Annotated in this window: 18 protein-coding genes; 3 read left to right on the top strand and 15 right to left on the bottom strand. The window is 36.2% G+C overall.

The genetic code is table 11. The features are described from left to right. Positions 1-381 precede the first annotated feature (381 nt). Positions 382-1,254, top strand: coding sequence for a uridine diphosphate-N-acetylglucosamine-binding protein YvcK (gene yvcK / locus NRL14_RS07550; protein ID WP_306724361.1), 873 nt, complete (start codon positions 382-384; stop codon positions 1,252-1,254). Here yvcK and NRL14_RS07545 read toward each other — a convergent pair. Next, the gene (locus NRL14_RS07545; RefSeq protein ID WP_007375197.1) at positions 1,233-1,583 is read right to left on the bottom strand and encodes an Hpt domain-containing protein; all 351 of its coding nucleotides are present in this window, start codon (positions 1,581-1,583) and stop codon (positions 1,233-1,235) included. The two genes, yvcK and NRL14_RS07545, sit on opposite strands and share 22 nt — an antisense overlap. 21 nt (positions 1,584-1,604) lie before the next feature. Here NRL14_RS07545 and NRL14_RS07540 point away from each other — a divergent pair, with 21 nt between their 5' ends. Next, the gene (locus NRL14_RS07540) at positions 1,605-2,615 is read left to right on the top strand and encodes a glycosyltransferase family 4 protein (RefSeq protein WP_306724360.1); all 1,011 of its coding nucleotides are present in this window, start codon (positions 1,605-1,607) and stop codon (positions 2,613-2,615) included. A 1-nt stretch (position 2,616) separates the two neighbouring features. Here the strand turns inward: NRL14_RS07540 and NRL14_RS07535 are convergent, their stop codons facing one another. The 14 genes from NRL14_RS07535 to NRL14_RS07470 all read right to left on the bottom strand — a co-directional run bounded on the left by NRL14_RS07535 (position 2,617) and on the right by NRL14_RS07470 (position 19,983). After that, positions 2,617-4,017 (bottom strand): sigma-54 dependent transcriptional regulator, encoded by a 1,401-nt coding sequence (locus NRL14_RS07535; protein WP_306724359.1) that lies wholly within the window; start codon positions 4,015-4,017, stop codon positions 2,617-2,619. A gap of 79 nt (positions 4,018-4,096) precedes the next feature. Then, a complete protein-coding gene (locus tag NRL14_RS07530) occupies positions 4,097-5,557 on the bottom strand; it encodes a SpoIIE family protein phosphatase (RefSeq protein WP_008135518.1) in 1,461 nt (486 codons plus the stop codon). A 7-nt stretch (positions 5,558-5,564) separates the two neighbouring features. Beyond that, positions 5,565-6,269, bottom strand: coding sequence for a ParA family protein (locus NRL14_RS07525; protein ID WP_149606307.1), 705 nt, complete (start codon positions 6,267-6,269; stop codon positions 5,565-5,567). Then, positions 6,266-8,347 (bottom strand): SLBB domain-containing protein, encoded by a 2,082-nt coding sequence (locus NRL14_RS07520; protein ID WP_008135516.1) that lies wholly within the window; start codon positions 8,345-8,347, stop codon positions 6,266-6,268. The genes NRL14_RS07525 and NRL14_RS07520 overlap by 4 nt, the downstream gene beginning before the upstream one ends. A gap of 3 nt (positions 8,348-8,350) precedes the next feature. Then, complete coding sequence (locus tag NRL14_RS07515) at positions 8,351-9,205, bottom strand: OmpA family protein (protein WP_306724358.1); 855 nt, start codon at positions 9,203-9,205, stop codon at positions 8,351-8,353. A gap of 16 nt (positions 9,206-9,221) precedes the next feature. Continuing rightward, a complete protein-coding gene (locus tag NRL14_RS07510; RefSeq protein WP_007375204.1) occupies positions 9,222-9,530 on the bottom strand; it encodes an STAS domain-containing protein in 309 nt (102 codons plus the stop codon). Positions 9,531-9,696: 166 nt separating this feature from the next. Further along, positions 9,697-11,502: a sugar transferase gene (locus NRL14_RS07505; protein WP_306724357.1), complete on the bottom strand. Its 1,806-nt coding sequence runs from the start codon at positions 11,500-11,502 to the stop codon at positions 9,697-9,699. 10 nt (positions 11,503-11,512) lie between these two features. Beyond that, positions 11,513-12,589, bottom strand: coding sequence for a glycosyltransferase (locus tag NRL14_RS07500; protein ID WP_306724356.1), 1,077 nt, complete (start codon positions 12,587-12,589; stop codon positions 11,513-11,515). A 1-nt stretch (position 12,590) separates the two neighbouring features. Continuing rightward, positions 12,591-14,084: a hypothetical protein gene (locus NRL14_RS07495; protein WP_007375207.1), complete on the bottom strand. Its 1,494-nt coding sequence runs from the start codon at positions 14,082-14,084 to the stop codon at positions 12,591-12,593. A gap of 131 nt (positions 14,085-14,215) precedes the next feature. Next, positions 14,216-15,352, bottom strand: a complete 1,137-nt coding sequence (locus tag NRL14_RS07490) for a glycosyltransferase (protein ID WP_007375208.1) — start codon at positions 15,350-15,352, stop codon at positions 14,216-14,218. Positions 15,353-15,356: 4 nt separating this feature from the next. Continuing rightward, positions 15,357-16,061: an acyltransferase gene (locus NRL14_RS07485; RefSeq protein ID WP_306724355.1), complete on the bottom strand. Its 705-nt coding sequence runs from the start codon at positions 16,059-16,061 to the stop codon at positions 15,357-15,359. Position 16,062: 1 nt separating this feature from the next. Further along, positions 16,063-17,418, bottom strand: a complete 1,356-nt coding sequence (locus tag NRL14_RS07480) for an O-antigen ligase (RefSeq protein WP_306724354.1) — start codon at positions 17,416-17,418, stop codon at positions 16,063-16,065. After that, the gene (locus NRL14_RS07475) at positions 17,411-18,823 is read right to left on the bottom strand and encodes a lipopolysaccharide biosynthesis protein (protein ID WP_033030596.1); all 1,413 of its coding nucleotides are present in this window, start codon (positions 18,821-18,823) and stop codon (positions 17,411-17,413) included. The genes NRL14_RS07480 and NRL14_RS07475 overlap by 8 nt, the downstream gene beginning before the upstream one ends. 8 nt (positions 18,824-18,831) lie before the next feature. Continuing rightward, on the bottom strand, positions 18,832-19,983 hold the full coding sequence (locus tag NRL14_RS07470; protein WP_306724353.1) for a glycosyltransferase: 1,152 nt from the start codon (positions 19,981-19,983) through the stop codon (positions 18,832-18,834). A 204-nt stretch (positions 19,984-20,187) separates the two neighbouring features. Here NRL14_RS07470 and NRL14_RS07465 point away from each other — a divergent pair, with 204 nt between their 5' ends. Next, entirely contained in the window at positions 20,188-21,108 is a 921-nt protein-coding gene (locus NRL14_RS07465; RefSeq protein ID WP_096793286.1) for a glycosyltransferase family 2 protein, read from the top strand. The last annotated feature ends 38 nt before the right edge of the window (positions 21,109-21,146 follow it).

Raw genomic sequence — 21,146 nt, 5'->3', positions numbered from 1 at the left:
TTACTCTGTGTTACCTAAATGGATTTAGGTAAGGGGCGTGAGCAGGACACGGAAGCTTTGCTCGGTTTTTACTTATTCTTACATGGATGTAAGTCATTAGGGTAACGCAGAAGCAGTTACCGAGCCCACTAGGTTACAAACCTCGCGCCGCGATTAAATCGCCCCTAGATTGAACACCTTCCTATACCTATATTTGAATGACTCTGCATTGTAGTTTTTCTCATCAAAATGCATTGCACTTTGCAAAAAAGAGCAATAACAACCGGACCCTTTTCTTTTAGAACTCATTAAATAATTATAAATCAATAGGTTATAAATTTATGTGTCTTGGAATAATTCCTGCTATATCAAATTAGGAAAATAAAACACAAAGGCATAACAATGAAAATAGTGTGTATAGGCGGCGGTCATGGATTAGCGCAGGTTTTAAGCGCAATTAAACCAATGTGTAATAGTTTAACAGCAATTGTCGCAACAACTGATAACGGGGGAAGTACGGGAAAAATAAGGGAATCTCAAGAATGCATTGCTCTGGGTGATATTAGGCGCTGTTGTCTGCAACTTGCAGAAAATAGAAAGGCACTTAACTCAATTTATGAACACCGGTTTTCAGAAGGTGTGTTAGATGGCCATTGTTTAGGCAACTTAACGTTATTGGGCTTAACTGAGCTCACCAAATCTCCCACCAAAGCTGTTGCTTACTTTAATGCAATACTTGGTAATTCAGAAACTGTTTTACCTATGACAGAGATCCCTACAGATCTAATCGCCACTCTTAAAAATAATGAAGAGGTCTTTGGTGAGTGTGCTATTGATGCGTTAGACACATTACCAACAAAAGTGCATTTGTCTAAAAATGTGCCCGCAGCGCCAGGGTGCGTAAGTGCTATTTTGGAAGCCGATTTAATCATAATTGGTCCAGGCAGTATTATTACAAGTGTTATGCCTGCCTTTTTAGTAGAAGAGATCTCTTTGGCTATTCAAGAAACATCTGCCTGTCGTATTTTCATTGAGAACACAACACTAGAAAATAGCGTCATGAAACACACGTCAACTACTGGGATCGACTGGCTACAAGAGCACCTAGGTTTTAAAATATACGATTTAAGTATTTCACCTTCTGCAATTGAAGAGATTTTTAACGACAATAAAAATGCACTACAGTCCAGAGAACATTTACATGATATTGACGAACTAAAAAACATATTCTCGGAGTTACTTAAAGTACCAATTCAGCTTTGTGAGCAATCTTGATTGCTTGCAATAATAAATGCCATTTCGTTGAATGTTTGCTTGCTTTGCACTTCGACTATTTCTAGAAGATTATGTAAATCCTTTTTTGAGTGCTCGGTTTTTATAAGTTCCTCAATATATTTACATGTATCACCTAGCGCTATCGCACCAAAGCTATAACAACTGCTTTTAAGACTATGTGCGTTAATTTCTATTTCATCACGCTCATTTGAATTAAGTATTATCGCCATTGTTTTTTTTGATTCGTCGACAAAAAATTTTAGTAGTTCAACAGCTGTGTCGTCGCCAATATCATTTTTGAGCTGTTCTATTACCGCTAAATCTATCATATCTACCTTTTGGAGTTTATTATGAATTACCAAGTTATTTTGTTTGTTGATTCTTCCATGTTGGGGGGGATTGAAACCCACATCGTTGAATTATCAAAACTACTGAGTAAAAATAATGTTCGTAGCTCAATTTTATTTTATAAAAATCATGGCAATCAAAAATTTTATGATTTATTGATTAAAGAAAACATAAGGTATAACTTTTTACAAGGGAAAATTAAAAACCTCGCTAATAAACTACTCAGTTATGATAACAACACTGTCGTTCATACGCATGGCTATAAGGCAGGTATATTAGGCCGATTAGTATGTAACATTATCAACAAACGCTGTATTAGCACATACCATGCTGGCGAAGTAGGGAATGGAAAAGTTAAATTTTATAATAAACTAGATCAATGGCTTTCATCGTTATCTATAAATTTTGCGGTCTCAAACAAAATAAAAAATACAATTAGCAATGTAAAATTACTTGAAAATTTTATCTCTTTACCAGCGCCTTCAAAACCGGTTATTCATACATCAACTATCAAGATTGGGTTTGTTGGCAGGCTTTCTTATGAAAAAGGACCAGATATATTTTTTCAATTAGCTGAAAACATGAAACAGTCTAACAATGTTGAATTTCACATTTTTGGTGACGGCCCTCTAAAAAATAAAATACCTGTTATAAATAACCTACATTATCATGGCTTAACTGAACGCAATAATATATGGAATCAAATAGATGTCTTACTTATTTGTTCTAGAGAAGAAGGCTTGCCTATGACATTATTAGAAGCAATGTCTCAGCATAAACTGGTTATAAGCAGTGCTGTTGGCGCTATACCAAGTATCATTAAAAATAACAAAACTGGTTTTTTAATGAGTGTTGGTGATGCTAAAGATTGTCAAAAAAGCATAGAGCAATTAATTGATTTCCCTCCCCAAGCAAAAATTAACTTATTAAATGACGCATATAACATGCTAGAGGAGCGTTTCTCTGGTAAAAAACAATTTTTATTGCTTCACCAAGCGTATACAGGAAAATAAACTATTCATTTTCTTCCCAGCTTTTAATCTTTCGATAAAGTGTCGATGGGCTAACATCAAGTAGTGAAGCGGCTTTAGGTATATTTGATGAACATATTTTTATTACACGTTCAATATATTCTTTTTCAGCTAACCATAATGCTTTAACATCATTTTGTGTATTTGGTAAATCGTCAATTAATATATTCGCAGGTTTAGTTTGAAGATTCATTGGTGCTGGTTCAATCGCTTTTTTTGAATTTTCAGGTAAAGCGGGAAGCATATCAATATCTATAAATGCCTCAGGATGGAGTACCAATACATTACGAATCACATTTTCTAACTGCCTTACATTACCAGGCCAACTATATTGCATAAGTAATTGCTTAACCCCCCCTGCCATGCCTTTATATGGATGACCTTCGTCTTTCGCTATTTTAACAAATAAAGCTTCAGCAATTTCTATAATATCTTGGCCGCGCTCTCTTAGTGGCGGTAATTCAATAGGTATAACATGTAATCTATAATATAAATCTTCTCTAAACCGGCCACTTTCCACTTCAACTAATGGATCTCTATTTGTTGCACACACAAATCTAACATCTACTTTTACAACTTTCTCACTGCCAACTTGTTGATAGCTACCTGTTTGTATAAAGCGAAGTAATTTACTTTGTAGGTTAATGTCCATTTCACAAAGTTCATCTAAAAATAATGTTCCACCATCGGCTTGACCTGCAGCGCCAACGCGATTCGCAATTGCCCCCGTAAAAGCACCTTTTAAATGACCAAAAATTTCACTCTCAATTAAATCTTTAGGGATAGCCGCGCAGTTTAGTGCAACAAAAGGTTTATCAGCGCGATTTGAAGCTTGATGAACTGCACGAGCACATAGCTCTTTTCCCGTACCACTTTCACCTGTAATAAATGCAGTGGCTTTACTGGCGGAAGCAGAACTTATAATTTGATAAACAGATTGCATCTGTTTTGAACTACCAATCAAATCAAAGTATTTTCCGTTTTCGTATTTGTTTTTGTATTGGCTAACCGTTTGTTTTAAGTTTTTAATTTTTAACGCATTATTAACTGTAATCCGAAAACGGTCGGCTTCTATTGGTTTTTCTAGGAAGTCACATGCACCTAGCTTTATTGACTGAATCGCTATTTCTTTTGTAGCATGCCCTGTTAATACAACAACTTGTGGACAGTTTTCTGGATCAAATGTAGCAAGAATGTCTAATCCATTCATATCCGGTAGCATTACGTCGAGCACGATTAGATCAGGCTGCACCTTATTAATAATCGCTATTGCAGTTGCACCATCACTTGCCACGAGTGTATTTACTCCTGTCGGTAATAAATATGATTGGTACATCATTGCAAGAGATTGAGTATCTTCGACAATTAACACTGTTGGTGGCATAGTTAATTCCTTGTTAGCAAGCCAAAAAGAAGCTGTGAATCTGTAATGATTTAACTATAAAAGGTTAATTAAAGCAAATTCAATTAATTACAATAAGCGAAGCATCATCAATTTCTTTTGAAAGCGTAACCTGTGAGTTTTCCCATAACGTGTTAGCAAACTCAGCATGAGCGTGTTTATCTAACGGTATAATTTTAGTTAATTCACATATTTCATCTTTATCGGTAAAGCGGTTTTCAGTCCAGCCATCCGTGTATAGTAAAATATGTTCAACGTTATCAAGCGCTGCTTCATAAAGTGTATAACTATGATCTTGAGCGAGACCAAGCAGTGGACCGGTGCCTTTTAATTGACAAATTTCGCCTGTTTTTCGCAAAACGACAGGTGGAGGATGACCTGCATTTAACCAATATATTTTATTATTTTTTAAGAAAAATATGACAAGCGTAACTAAACTAGATTTACATAGCTGTTGTTTATAGATCGCGTTATTTAAAGCCACTAACATTTTTTGATAAGGAAGACCGGTTGCCAAAAAGCCACTTATAAAACCTTTAATAGCAAAGCTTTCTTTTAATGCTTGTAATCCGTGTCCCATCATATCACCTAGAATAAAAGCACTGCATTCATCATTAATGGGCATAAAAAAATCACCGCCGTTACCCAAACTAATTGAACCAAAAATATGAGCGGTTTTCTCATCTTGTAAATGAATTTTAGAAGGCGCTGACTCAAAAGTAGTTTGATAAGACAAGTAAGCAAAACGATGAGTTACACGTTCGATGCTTTGTAGTAACTTATTTTTTTTAATCGGTTTAATTAAATAATCGTCAACACCTAAGCGATTTATTTTATGTATCACTTCATCACTGTCATCGCCAGTTAACATAACAACTGATAGTTGCGACTTTAAATTAGACTTATTAAGTTTTTCTAATAAGGGCTCACATGTCCCATTTTTTAATTTATGATCCAGTAATAAAATACTTGCGTCAGCGGTTAAAATTGCCTGCCATCCTGATTCTATACTTTCACAGGCAATCACTTGAAATTTATCATTTAGATAAGCGCTCATGAGGGCAAGCTGAGTGACATCATCATCAACGTAGATAATCGTTGGACGCCTATCTATTTGCTCTAAAGGGAATGAAAAAAAGTTTTTGCCATTTTTCGTTATATAATCTGCGTCCTTAAAATAATAACGAATTAACTCAACTCCCATTCCTCCTTCAACGAGTTTTCCAGAGTCTATTTTCCACGATGAATTGTTGTTTTTAAAAAGGTTATATGGGGCTAGCTCATCAATGAATGTTAATATGTAGCTGTCGCTACTAGGCTGGCTAATACGTAATAAAATTTGATGCTCAGAACCTTGGTTGTGTCTAATTAGATTTGTTAAATACTCTGTAGTAACTAAGCCTGCGGCATCCACCTCATCCTTTTTTACATTGAGCGCTCTTAAAACGTGCTTTAGAATGAGGCGAATCTCAGTCAATGTTGGCCATAGTAGTTCAAAGCGTCTTTCAAATAATATATCCATTGCACCCTCAATGATGTTCAAACAACCATCTTTGTTTATTAATTCTTGCTTTAAGAGTAGTACATAACTTTGGCCATTTTTTCGTATGCTTTTCTAAAAGTTTAACTATACGCTCACCTAATGGCGCAAAATTATGTTGGCTTATCAATATTTTGATATTGCTATGCCCTGCTTGCTTTAATTCTCTCACACCTTTGCAAAGCGACTCTTCATCGTTAACCCCCAGCCCCACGGTAACGAAGGTTAATTCACTGCATAAACTTAAGGAATGCAGTGGCACATTATTCCTGTTCAATTTTAACACCGGTGACATGTCAATTAATATATAATCGTATTCTTGCTTTAGCCGATCAACTGCGTCATTTAGTACATGTTTGTTCTTCGCCGGTTCAATCCTAGCTAGGTTTTTAATGGTTAATAAACTGATACCTTCATAATTAGTCACGCCTAATTGACAAGAAATATCATCAAAGCACCATGGTTTAGAAATTGTTGGTAACTTATCATCTGAGCAAAATGTATTGATTGGGTTTAAATCAATTATTAGCACTGATTTAAGTTGGCTTTGTAATCGCTTAGCAACACTAACACATGCACTAGATGACCCTTCTGAACCTGATAAAGAGATAAAAGTGATACAACGAGCTGAATTATCAATCATCGTGTTACATATAACTTCCAGCTCATAATACTGTTTTGGTATTAATTTCATAAGCCCACCACTAATGCAAGAATAGTAATAACATCTAAAAAGTTATCTTTAAATTGACTAAGTAAATCCTGCCCTTTCTCTGGTATGTAAAGCGTATCACCCGCTCTTAATACTGGAATATTTACTGAATTTGGTGATTTAATAAACGCCTCTAAATCAAATACACGAGACTGTTCTTTACAACATGAATGATTAACAACAACTATTTTATCTATCAATGCTGAGTTAGAAGGGCCGCCTGCTTCAGCTAATACATCTAAAATGGACATTGTATCGTCAAAATTGTATCGACCCGGTTTTTGCACAGCCCCCATTATACGTACTACCCGTTCTTTAGGTGTACGGAGCCAATCTTTGTCTTTTTCAGGTACAAAAATGGTGTCTCCTGGTAATACATTAGGAAACAAAGTTTCATCGCCTGTTTCAAAGTACATGGCGAGATCTAATTTACTTACTTTAGCTCGATTACCATTACGGTGAGTGATTCTAATATTACGAATATCTGCCGTCGCTGTTGGGCCGTCTGCTGCGGCTAAAATATCAATAAAGTGCATGTTTTCGTTAAACGAGTAACGACCTGGCGAACCTATTTGCCCCATAATATAAATAGACTTACTCGACTCTTGGCGGATCCATTGGGATTTATTATCCGACGGATCAACTGGTAGCTCTTCAAATATAACTGTATCACCCGCAACTAAATTTGGCAGCGGTGTGTCGCCATTAGTAATAGTATACTTTTCAAGATCAAAGCGTTGTGTAACATCACCATTACGCAGTATTTTTATATCATTGATATTAGCGCTTTTTGTAGGCCCCCCTGCATGAGCTATTAAGTCTGTAAAATCCATTTCATTACTCCATTCGTATCGACCTGGAGAATGTATGGCACCAATTATTTTGATAGCTCGTTTAGTCGGAATTTTAAGCCAGCTTTTTTCGTTAACATCTGTTTTTTCAGGTACAAAGATTACATCGCCAGGGTTTAAATCTGGTACTTTGGTTGTTACACTGCCTTCGCTATAACGCTGTAAATCAAATAAAATACTGTCACCTTCTGGCGTTAATATTTTGATATGGCGAGTTTCAGCAAATCGTGTTGGTCCGCCTGCATTGGCTAAAATATCTAAAAAGTTTGTGCTATCGGCCGCTTCGTACGCGCCTGGTTTTTGCACTTCTCCCATAATATAAACCGTACGTGACGTTGTGTTTACGTCATCAACCATAATAGGCACATACACTGTAGAACCAGGTTTTAGCAGTTGCATAGTGCTATTTGAGGGTTTATCTAGGTACCCTTTCAAATCAAAAATAACAGGTGTTTTATCAACAATGACTCTTATTTTAGTTACATCAGCATAACGAGTGACCCCTTCTGCGCGCATCAGTGCATCTAAAATACTCATATTTTCTTTAAAGGAAAAACTCCCTGGATTATGTACTTCACCTAGAATAGTTATCGCGCTGCTATCACTGGCATCCCCTGTTGCACTGAGTGTTTGCGCATCAAAGTCTATTTGCACATTACCAAGCAAAGGCGATACCGGCACAAACACAGTATCTTTGCTTTTTAGAGAAGGTAACAGGCTAATATTTCCTGTATCTAAATATGATTTATAATCAAATTCAATTACCTCATTACCACGCCTTATCTGTATTCTATCTAGCTGAGCACCAGGTTTTAAACCGTTTGCTTTAGAGATAACCATTTGAATATTGCCATCATCAGGAATACTCACTTGCGATGGTGTCACTACATAACCAAGTACATTAATAAGAATATCTCTGCTGTGGATCGCTACATAAAAATCATCCATTGCAACAAATAGTTCAGCAAGTACGGGGGTTAACTCACTTTCAATTTGCATAGTCGTTTTGTCAGCCACATTAAATTGGCCTATTTCTGGGAGGTTAATTTGTCCTCTTTTATCCACTTCAAACGTTGTATCAAATTCTGCTTCACCTGGAATATATAGAAAAAGCTTATTTCCCACTTGCACTATGGCATTACTTTCATCAGAAGCTGAGTAAACATTGAATGATAAAATAAACACCGCAATCGCGAATATATATTTCATAGTTTACTCCTCTTTGCTTTTAATAATTTTTGTCCAATTAACAAGTGCTTCAGCGTTATCATCTTGCATATTATTATTGCTTGCATTGAGGACTATCGCTTCAACTCGCCTATCAGAATGGCGGACACTTTCCGTTGGGGATTGCTTGCTATAGGGCTTTAAGCTTCCTTGTGTAAGTGTGGTAATACTTTGAGTTTTAACACCATAAACGACGAGCCAATGTTTTACTGTTTCAGCTCTTTTTAATGCAAGCTCATAATTATTATTCCCTTCACCAACTGAATCAGTATGACCCACTAACAAAATTGAAATACTATCTAGTTGCTTAGCTAAATCAGCCGCTTGAGCAAGCCTTGCTGCATATTTAGGGGTTATTTCAAACGCATTAAATGCAAATTGATTATCACTATTTAGTAAATCCGCTACTTGTTTTTTAACACTAGATACAGTCGTTTCTGAAGTGGTATTAACTGCACAATGAGTGAGCTTTTGAACCGTGTCAAAATGGTTTGTTAGTTGATTGAGCCCATGGTAGTGAATCAGTAAGTCATGCTCTGCATCTTCCCACATTTGCGCAGCTATAAGCCTTCGAATACGATTTTCGTAAATTTGAGCTTTTAAAAGCTGTGCTGGCATACATGCTTTTATATCTTGTGACTTTAAAAGTTCTAATTTAAAAACAAGGTGTTCAAATTCACTTCTCACCACATCTTCGGGTTGTGTAAAGTTATTATCTGTTTGCTCATCATTTAATGGATAGTTTTGATATTTTTCGGCCCAACCCCCTTGCCCCTCATCAGGCCAAGAAGCACACCCACTTAAAAGCAAGGTTATGATGAAAAAAATGTGTGCTTTCATATCGCTCTCCTTATCGTTAAAGCGAATCAATAAATGGAATGGTTTTATCCACTCTTAGAAGATTCATTAGCTTAAACGGCTGCCCAGTTACATTGAGTAATGACAATTTATGGCTTCTTTTTTCTATTCTTTTATAAAGAAAGACAATCGCGCCAATACCCGAAGAGTCAATAAACTCAGTCTTTGAAAAATCCAAGATAATAAAGTCTGTACCTGTATCAACTAGCTCTTCAAATTCATCTTTAAATCCATCAACAGTAAAACCTGAAAAGTCATTTGGAAGCGATACTATTTTATGTTCATTTTCACTGGTTAAATTTATCATCGTAGTTACCTATTAAATATTAAATTCAATATAACTATTACAAGAAACGAACCAACTTTAAGGTGTTGATAATTAATGGCTTTTCATTTGTCGGTGGGAGCAATTGAGGATAGTAAAGCATAATGCAATTCCCTTTTAAAAGTAGGATTGCATTATGCAAAAATAATTATTGCCCTTTTCCAGTAAATATAACAACGAGTGTTTTCAAAAAAATAGTCAATTCCATATAAAACCAACTACGTGGAGATGATGTACTTAACATATAAGCATAATCCCAACCTATTTTTTTCCTTGCATCATCAATACTTTCATCATATCCATTCATTACTTGAGCAAGCCCCGATATACCTGGCTTTATACCGTAGGTACGCTGAGAGAAATAAGGAATATCTTTTTCAAGCTTGGAGTAAAATACAGGTCGCTCTGGTCGAGGACCAATGAGTGACATATCGCCTACCAGCACATTCCATAATTGAGGTAATTCATCTAAGCGCGTTTTACGAATGAAACGCCCTATAGGTGTAATTCTAGGGTCGTCCTTACTTGCCCATACCGCGCCACTTGCTACTTCAGCATCAACCACCATCGAGCGAAATTTAAGGACATTAAAAAGGGCAACAAAGTTATCATTACTCTCTCCCACTCTAAGTTGATTAAACAGTACCGGTCCACGTGAACTTACTTTAATTGTTGCAGCCACTAAAAGCATGATCGGAGACAGTAAAGTTAGTCCTACCACAGAGCCAACAATATCAATTATGCGTTTTATAACTTTAATGCTGACGTTTGGTTCAGCTTCTCTATCATGAACCCTTTCCCAGTGTTTTTTATAATCACCACGTTCAAATTTAATAATGCCCCATAACGCTAAAAAATAAGCATTAAGAATATAATTAACTTTATCAACGATAGGGATCTTGGCCTTAATGTTGAGGGTACTTTTAACCACAAAGAGACTATGGACGGCTACAATCACGCAACACAACAACTTAACTAACAATAAGTTCGAGAAAAATGCCATTGAAAACAGTAAAATATAAATTAAAGCAAGCAATATTGGCATTACGCCACGCAAAACTTTATGTGAAATAAAGTTAAAACTAACCCACCCTAATCTAGGATTGAATAGCTCAAATAATATTTTAATTTGTTGCCAATTGCCTGCTCCTAATCTCACTCTTCTAGCATAGTCATGGCTTTGCTCATCGCACTCTCTTTCAATAATGTTAATATCGCTATTTACGACCGCTTTGCCGCCATTTTTTAAGGCTTTCATAGACAATATAAAATCATCATTTATTGTATTTTCATCCAATATATCTGTGTATTTTGAACGAATAGCAAACATGGCTCCTGGTACACCAATCACCGCACCAAGTGATGATTCCATGCTTTTTACATTATTTTGATATTGCCAATAGTGCTGTTGCTCTGGGGTTGCGTGTTCATCTAGAACATAAACACCTGTAATGACCTTAATATCAGGATCTTTAAAATCAATATCAATTTTATTTAATACATCAATACTTAATAAGGCACTCACATCGGTAAACAGCAAGACGTCGTAATTTGATTTAGTTAGTGTAATTAACTCGTTAATACCATGTGCTTTGCCTTGGTTTTGTTTATTATAATGCAAGTGGCACACTACGTTTTGCTTAGCAAGATGTGATTGAGCCAACATCGCTTCTTCGTATGTGTTATCTGTACATCCATCTAAATAAACATGAATGGCATAAAGCTCAGTGTTATAGAGCATAGCGCCGAGGTTATGTAATTTTTCTTTAATGTGTTCTTGCTCATTAAAAGCACACACCAAAATACCAAATCGATTATTTTTTCTTATATTTCCCTCTGGGAATATACGTTTATGAGCCCGTCGACTAACCAACTTTAACAGCGCTAAATAGCCAACGTGATGGTACACAACGGTTATAATCAACACCATGAGAACAATTATTAAATAAGTCATGATTTTCCCCTTACGATGGTAAGCCATTATAAAAATGGTCGTACTCTTCACTCATTTTATTAGCATCAGCGATTGAAAAAATATGCTCCCTTATACATTCTCCCTGTTTCATATTAATCGCTTTAATAACCGCAAGTTTAAGCCCCATTTCATCGCCTGGTTTAACCAATACACCTTGCTTATGGGTTAATACTTCGCTGATCCCCCCAACATCAGTGGCAACAATAGCTTTACCACACGCCATAGATTCCAAAATTGATAGCGGTAACCCCTCTCTTTGTGAGTAAAGACACATTACATTAATTGCAGAGTAAAATAATTGCATGCTTTGTACATTGCCTAAAAAATGCACTCGCTCTGAAACACCCAATGAGCTAGCATAATCAACAAGTTTTCTGCGTAAGCTACCACTGCCAGCAAACACTAATTCGATGTTTGCTGGCAATGAAGATAAAACTCTTATAAGCGGAAAATGCCCTTTCCCTAGCTCTAAACGAGCAGAACAACCAATCAAACTCACCTTTTTAGGTAAATTTAATTTATGCCGAGCGTCCAACTCATTGGTACTAAAAAACTGTTTAAAATCGACTCCATTTAGGATTGTTCTATCGGTTCTAATTGCTGTTTCGGTATAAAAATCTTTCGCCACAACTTGTGCATCCGCAACCCAGTGTATTTTTGTTAGCTTATTTAATAATTTAGTTATTAAACGTTGCTTAAAACTTTTTAAATACCACGCGTCATGGATAGTCGAAACGTGCTTTATCTGACGATTTTTTAAACTTACAATACTTGCATAAAGCATTGGCCCTATATGATGGCTATGGATGACATCTATATTGTGTTTTTTTAAAAGAGCTGACAGTTTTCGAACTGTATTTAGATCAAATTTTTCAGCCTTATTTAGGCAAATTAATCTGTGCTCAAACGCAGCTAGCTGCGGCCAGTCTCTAACTGCTTCACTAAAACTTCCTTCGAGTGAAACAAAAACACTCGTATCAGAAAATTGACTTTTTTGCATTAGTGTCGCGGCCATTTTCTCAAGGCCACCTATTTTGAAATGTTGAACCAAATGTAATACATTCATGTTATTTCCTCTGATCAATAGAGTTCACTGATGAATTGAAAACCAAATCCACAGGTGTATTTCTAACAATGGGTAAAATAGTCACGACCTCAAGAGCTGAGAGCTTCTCTATGGTTTGAATATCCTTAAGGTGGCTATCGAATAAAGTCGCAACAAACACTATTGTGCTACTTGTAAAGATACCTAAAATGATGCCTACAATAATTGATACGGCAAAAGATGTGTTGATAGGTTGTGTCGGACTATATGCACGCTCGATGTTTTTTACTTTATCTGGGCCTTCATATTTAACTAACTTTCCTGTTACCTTCGCCATTTCGTAACGGCTTAACATATCTTTATATAATGATTGCTTAACATCGTAATCACGTTCTAATTTTCTTAATTGCTTTTCAATATCACTTGTCACTAAAAGTCTTTCGCTTACTGTATTAACTTGCTGTTCGAGCATGCTGTATTCTTGCTGGTGCTGAGTAACTGAGTTTTTTGCTTCTTCTAAATTAAGAATTTGAGAGACAAGTACACTGCTTTCGTTATCCCCGCCACTGGGTAAGGTATTGGCCATCTGCCAAAGCTGATCAAGGTTAGTAAGGTCAAGCTCCTTGCTACTTTCAATTAATGACTGTTGACGATTTCTTATACTTTGCATCTCTCTTTTTTTTGAAATTACCTTACTGTGCTTTTCTGTATAACGTGTTTTTAAAAAGCTAAGTTCAGACTCTACTGCAATAATTTTTTCTTCAATACGCCCTAGGATTGGATTGGCTTGTCCCATTTTTGTTGTCAACGCTTTAAGCTTGGCTTGCGCACCCGATAAAACGATAGATTTTTGCTGTTGGTCACTCAATAACTTATCGAATGTTTGTCGGTTACTGTGTAAAACGGCAGGCAAAGTATTGCTATTTTTAGCTTTGAACATAGCCAGTGATTCTTCCGATACCTCAAGCTCATCCCGAAGACTGACTAGTTGCTGATAAAAAAACTGTTCCGATGTATCAAGTGATGCTCTTGTTGGGGCTAATAAACTTTCAATAAATTTTTCGACCACTTTCTCCAACACCATCTTCATTTTTGTCTGGTCATGCCATATGAAGTTCACACGAACAAGTTCATCGCCAACAAGTGATAAAGAAAGTGCTTGAGAAAGCTCTTGGTGGATTTTTTCTATCTCAGCTGAGGTAGCCGTTTCAGAAATCAAGCCTGTTTCTTTTGCAACAGCTATTAGTACTTTTCGGCTAATTACAAGTGTTCTAAGTGCCGCCATTCGATTTGATAAATCGAAAGAAAAAGATAAATCATCTAGGTATGGATTAAGTAACGAAGACTCTTCAATTAAAATAGTTGCATGGTTTGTGTATTGCTTTTGCGCAGTCACAGCCAAGATAATCACGACTGAAGGAACAATCAAAAGTGGTAAAATGAATAGCTTTGCCCTTGTATAAACGCTATACAAGGTTAAATAAAGTAACCTTTTTATTTGCTCTCTTACTAACATAAACCCTACCTATACATTTGCATATTGCTATGCGAAATTTAGCTGCTATTTGCATAATAAAAATTTAAGCTGCAAATAGCGTACTTTAATAAGGTAGTTGCACAGGCTGCGCCAATATTATCGTTTACTGCCTAAGGCGCTTTATTTAACATTAAAATATCATGTTGAACGAGCAATGCTTTTGACTCCCAACTATGATCTTTAGCGATGTCCTGTTGCGCTGACTTAAGAGAGCTTAACTGCTCTTTATCTAAGGCAATTGCCTGATCTATTTTATTTATAAAATCGAATTGATTTTTTGCTATGTAAATATTCGACTTATAACGTGTTACGGCTGGAAAGTCCGTGGCAACAATCGGGCTTCCTGCGGCTAAATACTCTTTTAACTTTAACGGATCACATGCTCTAATTTGCTCATTATCTACAAATGGTAAAATAGACACATCCCAATGTGCCGAAAACTCCACTAAACGCTCGTGATCAACAGCTGGCACATGTGTAACGTTTTTAAACTGCATTAGCTCAGATGTGCAAGCAACAATATCTCCGACCAAAAGCAGTTGATAATTTGGTCGCTCCGCAACAAGCGCTGTTAATAAACTGATATCTAACCACTGATTAATACTTCCATAAAACCCAATTACTGGTCCATTTAAAACATCTATTTCTGGGGCTCTCTTTACATCAGACGTAAATAAATCATAACTCACACCATGGGGAAGTAGCTTTGTTTTATGAGCCGGCATTTTATTGTTTAAAAAATCACTCACAACATAAATTAGGTCGGCTTTCTTAATTAAATTTTTCTCAAAGGATGACACTAAATTAGGATCGACACCTGCCAATGCATTAAAATCGTCACCACAGTAGTAAATAAGGGTGTCTTGTGCTTTTTTAGTGAAAAAGTATTCTGCGGTAGGCACACTTAACCAATACGTTAACGGGCCATTACTTTGAATATCTTTAAAATAAAAAGAAAAAACCCACCTATTATAACGCCTCACAAAGCGATTATCGTGCCATGGCAAGACTGGTAATCGGTAAACTTGCATCGTCGAAGGTGTTTTAATTGCCGTATTTTCAGGTTTACTAAAAAGCTGCTTAAACTTTCCCCAAACTCGTTTTATATCGTGTAATTTAAAGCGAGGTTTTCGCATACCTATTGAGTTAACCCAATGTATTTCATGATTTTTAGCCAATTGAGAAAATAAATGTTGCGTACTACTCGGGTGACTTGCCCAATCTTCGCCAAAAACGATAAATTTCATATTATTATTCCTTGATGTGTTTGACCACTTTAGCCGGATTACCTGCTGCAATAGTAAAAGGCGGAATACTTTTCGTAACAACGCTTCCTGCGCCTATAATAGCCCCCTCGCCTATAGTAACGCCAGCAAGAACAGTCACTCCAGTACCAAGCCACGCACCACGTTTAATAGTAATGTCGCCAATTTGAGACTCATCATCACTCTCCCCAAGTGCTCTTCGTTCACAATCAACTGGATGGCCAGGAAAACCGGCTAAAAAAATACGTCCCGCGAGCCGCACATCATCTTCTAACGTAATATTTCGACCTACCGAAAATGCATTCTGCCAACCTATATCTACATTATTACCAATAACTAAAGTTGGCGTGGTAACGCTACCCATCCGCCCACAAAAAGTCGATATACCCGACATCCGTACATTATCGCTGCACTCAATTTTAAGCTCCCCCAAAACTTGTGGCATACCTGAGTAAAGAAACAACTGTTTTTTACTCCCTTTTATCTGACTTTTAAACAGTGGGGTGTAATAAAGTATTCTTAGTAATTCATGGGAAAATGTTTTTAAAAATTGATGTAGGTAATAGAATCCAGAGTGAAATAACGGAATAACCACCATTTGTGGATTGCGAAGATAAGTTGCAAAATAAAACAGCGATTTCGCAACAGGATGAGGGCTATTCTTAAGCCAGTATTTAAAATGTATTAACATACTACGATTCCTTATTGCTTTGTATTGTGAGCTTTTCTAGCGCAATTGTTAGTGCCAGAATAATATATAAAGGCCAAGTAAATGCTTGTGTTAGGAATGTACCAGCAACCATAAACCCAATAATGCCAGCCTTTAATGCATTAGCATTAACAACAACTTGGTGGTTATAGTTAAGTTTATTAATGCAATAAACTCTCGAAAGACTTCGGTAAATACTGGCAATTAAAACCAGAAATATACATATTCCAACAAAACCTGTTTCACCTAAAACCTGAAACCAGGTGCTATGTACTGCATGATTCTTGCCATCCCAATGAGGACTGAAAAAGTAATAATTTACAAAAAAGTTATCTACACCAACGCCTGTTAAGGGGTTCGACAGCGCCATATTAATTGCCGCTTGCCACGCGTATATTCGCCCCATTGCAGATTCATCAACCCCATCTTCTGCAGCTCCACCGCTTTGCCTATCGCTTATACCAGCAAAAACCATCATAGCTAACATCGCAACACCTGCACACATTGCAACAACGACAGGATTTTTTACTTTTTGATATAAAAAGAAGCTTAAGATAGCCGCAATTCCGAGTACCCCACCGCGACTTTGCGTAGCAATAACACCAGAAATAGTAAAAATTAAACCGATTCCTGCAAATATTCGACGGTATTTATTAACTTGTGAATTGAATAACTCAGCGGCTAAAAAAGAAACCGGAAACATTAACACTAAAGATAAATCGTTTGGATCACCCAGTTGTGAGCGATACTCACGAGAAATAGTCACCCGAGTACCCTCAATTAGACCAATGCCATTAATTTTGTTGTTTAAAGCAACCAATGCAACAGCAACACCAGAGATCATGATCCCCATGCGAACAAAACTAAAATGAGAGAACCGTGTTAGCCACCAGCTGATAGCAAACACCATAATAAATACCTTAACCAGTACCCCTATCCAATACTCTATTGCCAGCCCTTTGTTTGTTGCACTAAACACACACACCGTAAGCCAAGCAAACCAAATAACAAAAATCAGATGTGTTGAGCTCCAATGTGGCTTTAAGGTTTTTGAAATAAACAAATGCCATGTAATTCCTAACAGCGAGGCGAGCGCCAACATTTTAGGTATTTTGAGGGGCATTAAAAAAACAAAGGCTTCGTGTAATCTAAAATAACTAAATAGAATAAAAAAAATAATAAATACAGTACTTATCTTAACCGCTAAGTATCCTGCAAATGGCAGCAGTAATAATGCAAATGCAGCAATAGGACCAAATAAAATATACAGCACAAGCGTTAGCGCTGTAATAAGCAACCCATTTATAATTAAACAATGTTTTTTATACCAATTAATCATGCACTCTGCCCTTCAATATGTGATGAATGACATTGCTAATTATTTGATTATATTTATGACAAAGGATCATTAAAAAACAGATAAATGTGATGAGTTGGCAGATTACATATTGTGGAAAGTCAAAAGCACTCATCATATAAATGACTAAAAAACATCCCCAGCTCGGCACAAGGTTTTTTACACTAAACGATAAATATTCAAGCTTTTGACTTATAACAAAAAAAAGTATTGCTTTTAATAACTGGGCTGCCATTAAAGCAATAACAGCACCCAGTACAGCTAATTCAGACACCAAAAAGAAAAGCAGTATCAGTGCTGTTAAAGCACTAATAACATTCACTACAGTGACAAAAAAACCGTTGAATTTGGTATAACAACCAATATTTAATAAATCACTGTGGTGTCTTAGTACCACAATCACAATTAAACTCGGTAACAGCCATATATTTAATTGATAGCTATCGGGTAATACTACGGCTAAAAGATGAGGCGCCACTATCGTCATAGACGCACAAAGTAATATGCCAATATCCAAACTAAGTTCGCATAAAAACACATAACGAGTACGATCTTGTGCTAACTCATTAAAACGACGAGAAAACCACCACATTCTAATCGGTTCAAAAGTAAACGACGCCATTAATGCAAACTGCACTGCAACGTAGTATTGAGCTAGTTTTTCTTTACCTACACTTGCTACAATAAACCAGTTTTCAGCACCGTTATTTGCGTATACAAACAATGAAGAGATAATAATGCTTAATAAGAACAGACTATTTTTATAGCTAATATTCCAAGGAATATATTTAAAGCCGATGCTAATCTGCTGAAAAACAACTGATAATGCTATAAATAATACACAAGCACTCGATACAACACCCGACACCATCACACCGGTTACCCCATAGCCTAAATAAAGCAATACAAGCGTACACACAGTTTGGACAATGCCCTGTAGTATAGCTAAAATACAAAACTGCTTAGCCATCTCGTAATATCTAAAGTAACAAAATAAAATTGAAAGCAGCGATGATAGTGCTAAATTAACAGCCAACAGTTTTATATCTATCAAAGTTAATGAAACAGGCAATAACGCGCTAAACGGCTCTACAAAGTAAACACATACACACACAAAGATACTGCTGAAAAAACCACATAAAATAAATGCATCTCTAAATAATGCTCGCTTTTTTTGAGGGTTGTTTATTTGTTGCTTAAAAAGTAATTCCGGTAAGCCTAAACATAAAAGTAACGACATAACCGCTGATATTGACACTAAAAAAGTTAGCTCACCAAACTCAGTTTGACTCAAAATACGTGTAGAAATAGGTAATAAAGCAAACCCCAGCACTTTAAGTGATAAGGTAGATAAACCAAAATATGCAATTTGCTTAATTCCATTCATAGTTTCACCTACACAGTTTGAATCCAGTTAGATAGCTTTTTAGCTTGCGAATTTGCATCAAACTTTTTAGTCACTAATTTTTTAGCATTTAGTCCTTTTTCGTATCTTTCATACGGGCTAAGATCACAAAATTCAGTTAAAATTCTTTCGAGACCACCAATACTAGAAGGCTCACATTTAAACCCAACGGAGTCATTAACAATTTCTTTTGCTCCCATCAGTTCTGTCGTTATTACAGGAATGCCACTGGCCATCGCCTCTTTTAAAACCACAGGACCGGTATCACGGTCACCATTACTAGACACACAAAAAGGAGCCACTAAGGCAGAGTAATCACTGGTGTTTTTTGCTAACCATGTGGGGCTTTTTGCACCTAAAAACTTAACTTCAGTAACAATATTAAGTTCTTCACATAAATAAATTAGATCATTTAATAAAGGCCCTTCCCCTACAATATCTAGCGAAATAGAGTATTTTTTATTTAACTTTTTTATTGCTGGTAATAGAAATTGCAGACCTTTTTTTTCAACTAATCGCCCTATAAATAAGAGCTTTACTGACTCATTTAGACGACTTGGTTTGGCGTTAAACATACTTAAATCGATACCACAGTGCAGTAATTGAACCTTACCTGCGCTGTAATTATTTAGCTTTATCTGCATGTCTTTACATACCGCAACTGAGAAATCACACAGTGATAATTTAAGTTTTAAATCAGAATCGTTCACGTAAACATCGTGACCGTGCCCTATTGAGGACACGCTAACACCTGCAATTTTGCTGGCAACTATTGAATATGTGAGCGGGGCATGCATGAAATGGCAATGTATATGAGAGATTTTACGAGAATGAATTATCTCAGCAATATTCAGTCCATAACCCATTAGCGATACAAGAGAGATAGCGCTAAATTTACTGGCCAATATGCTACTTTTAAGTGCCATAACAGGGTGTTGTAATGCAAAACTAATAGCAGACTGAGTCGATTTTTTTATAACAATAATACGAACGCTATTATCTAAATTGATGCACTCATTCAAGTTTTCGAACGTCAGCACACTTACTTTATGTCCTGCTTTAACTAAAGCATTGATTTCAGTAACGACAAACGTTTCTGATGGAATGTGAAAGCTGGGGACAACAATACCAATATGTTTCATTTTAAAAACTCCAGATAAACTTAATGTTACTTCGCAAGAACTATGCCCTGCAAAAAACGGCTTAAATGAGCATTAAAAAATCAATATGCGAAGATAAATCGCAATATGCAAACCATTAAACAAAAAATCGCCCCGAAGCGTATTAAAATCGTTGGCGCTTATCTTGCGTAGTCTAACTACCTGAGAAAATGAAGGTTACTTAATATGAGCATTGAAGTAAGCGTTATTATTCCTAATTACAACTGTAAACCCTATTTAGCAAAGGCAATATCAAGCATTGTTAGACAAGAGAATATTAGCTACGAAATACTCGTCGTCGATGATGGTTCAACTGACGGCAGTGTCGAATGGTTAGAAAATCTTCAAAAAACACTGCCTGAAATTAGAGTCATTGCACAACCAAATACAGGGGTTGTAAAAGCGAGAAACAGAGCAATATCTGAGGCTAAAGGCGATTACATTGCCTTTTTAGACGCCGATGATTACTGGACAGACGACAAGTTATCCAATCAAATTAACTATATGAAACAAAATAGTGACTGTGTTTTAAGTTTTACTAATTACATGCATGTAAATGAAAAATATGAACCAATTATTGATTGTTTCTCTTATTGGCCGGAGTTCTCAAAATTTATAGATAAAAATAGCACAGGGTATCAAAACCTTAAATCACCTATGGACTTACTCCTATTTGCTAATGTGATAGGCACGTCTTCTGTGGTGGTAAAAAAATCAGCAATCAGCTTCGTTGGAAAGTTTGATACTTCACTCAATAGCGCAAGTGATTGGGATTGTTGGTTAAAATTAGCTCGAATTGGTGATGTTGCATTTTCACTTCAAACATCAATGGGCTATTTAATGAGGGCAGGCTCAATCACAGCAAATAGAAAAAATAGACTTAATGCAATGAAAGTAATCATTTCTCGATGCAAAAACGATACTGGATTTGATACAAAGCTTAAAGCTAAAGCGAGAATGTTAGAGTGTTATGGTGAGTACTACAGGGAAATCGGGCTTAAATTTAAAGCCTTACGTATTACAGCGGCTGCTTTTATGTTATTTCCTCACAAACGAAATTTTCAGCACCTATTACATGATATAAAACAGACGATTAAACCATCGTGAGCAATTTTTATATACCAAAGCCCATTAAATAGCTTACG

Source organism: Pseudoalteromonas sp. 20-92 (assembly GCF_030847595.1).
In the GTDB taxonomy this organism is placed as follows: Bacteria; Pseudomonadota; Gammaproteobacteria; order Enterobacterales; family Alteromonadaceae; genus Pseudoalteromonas; species Pseudoalteromonas fuliginea.
The sequence above is the reverse complement of the archived record's forward strand: the minus strand, read 5'-3'. Positions and strand labels throughout refer to the sequence as shown.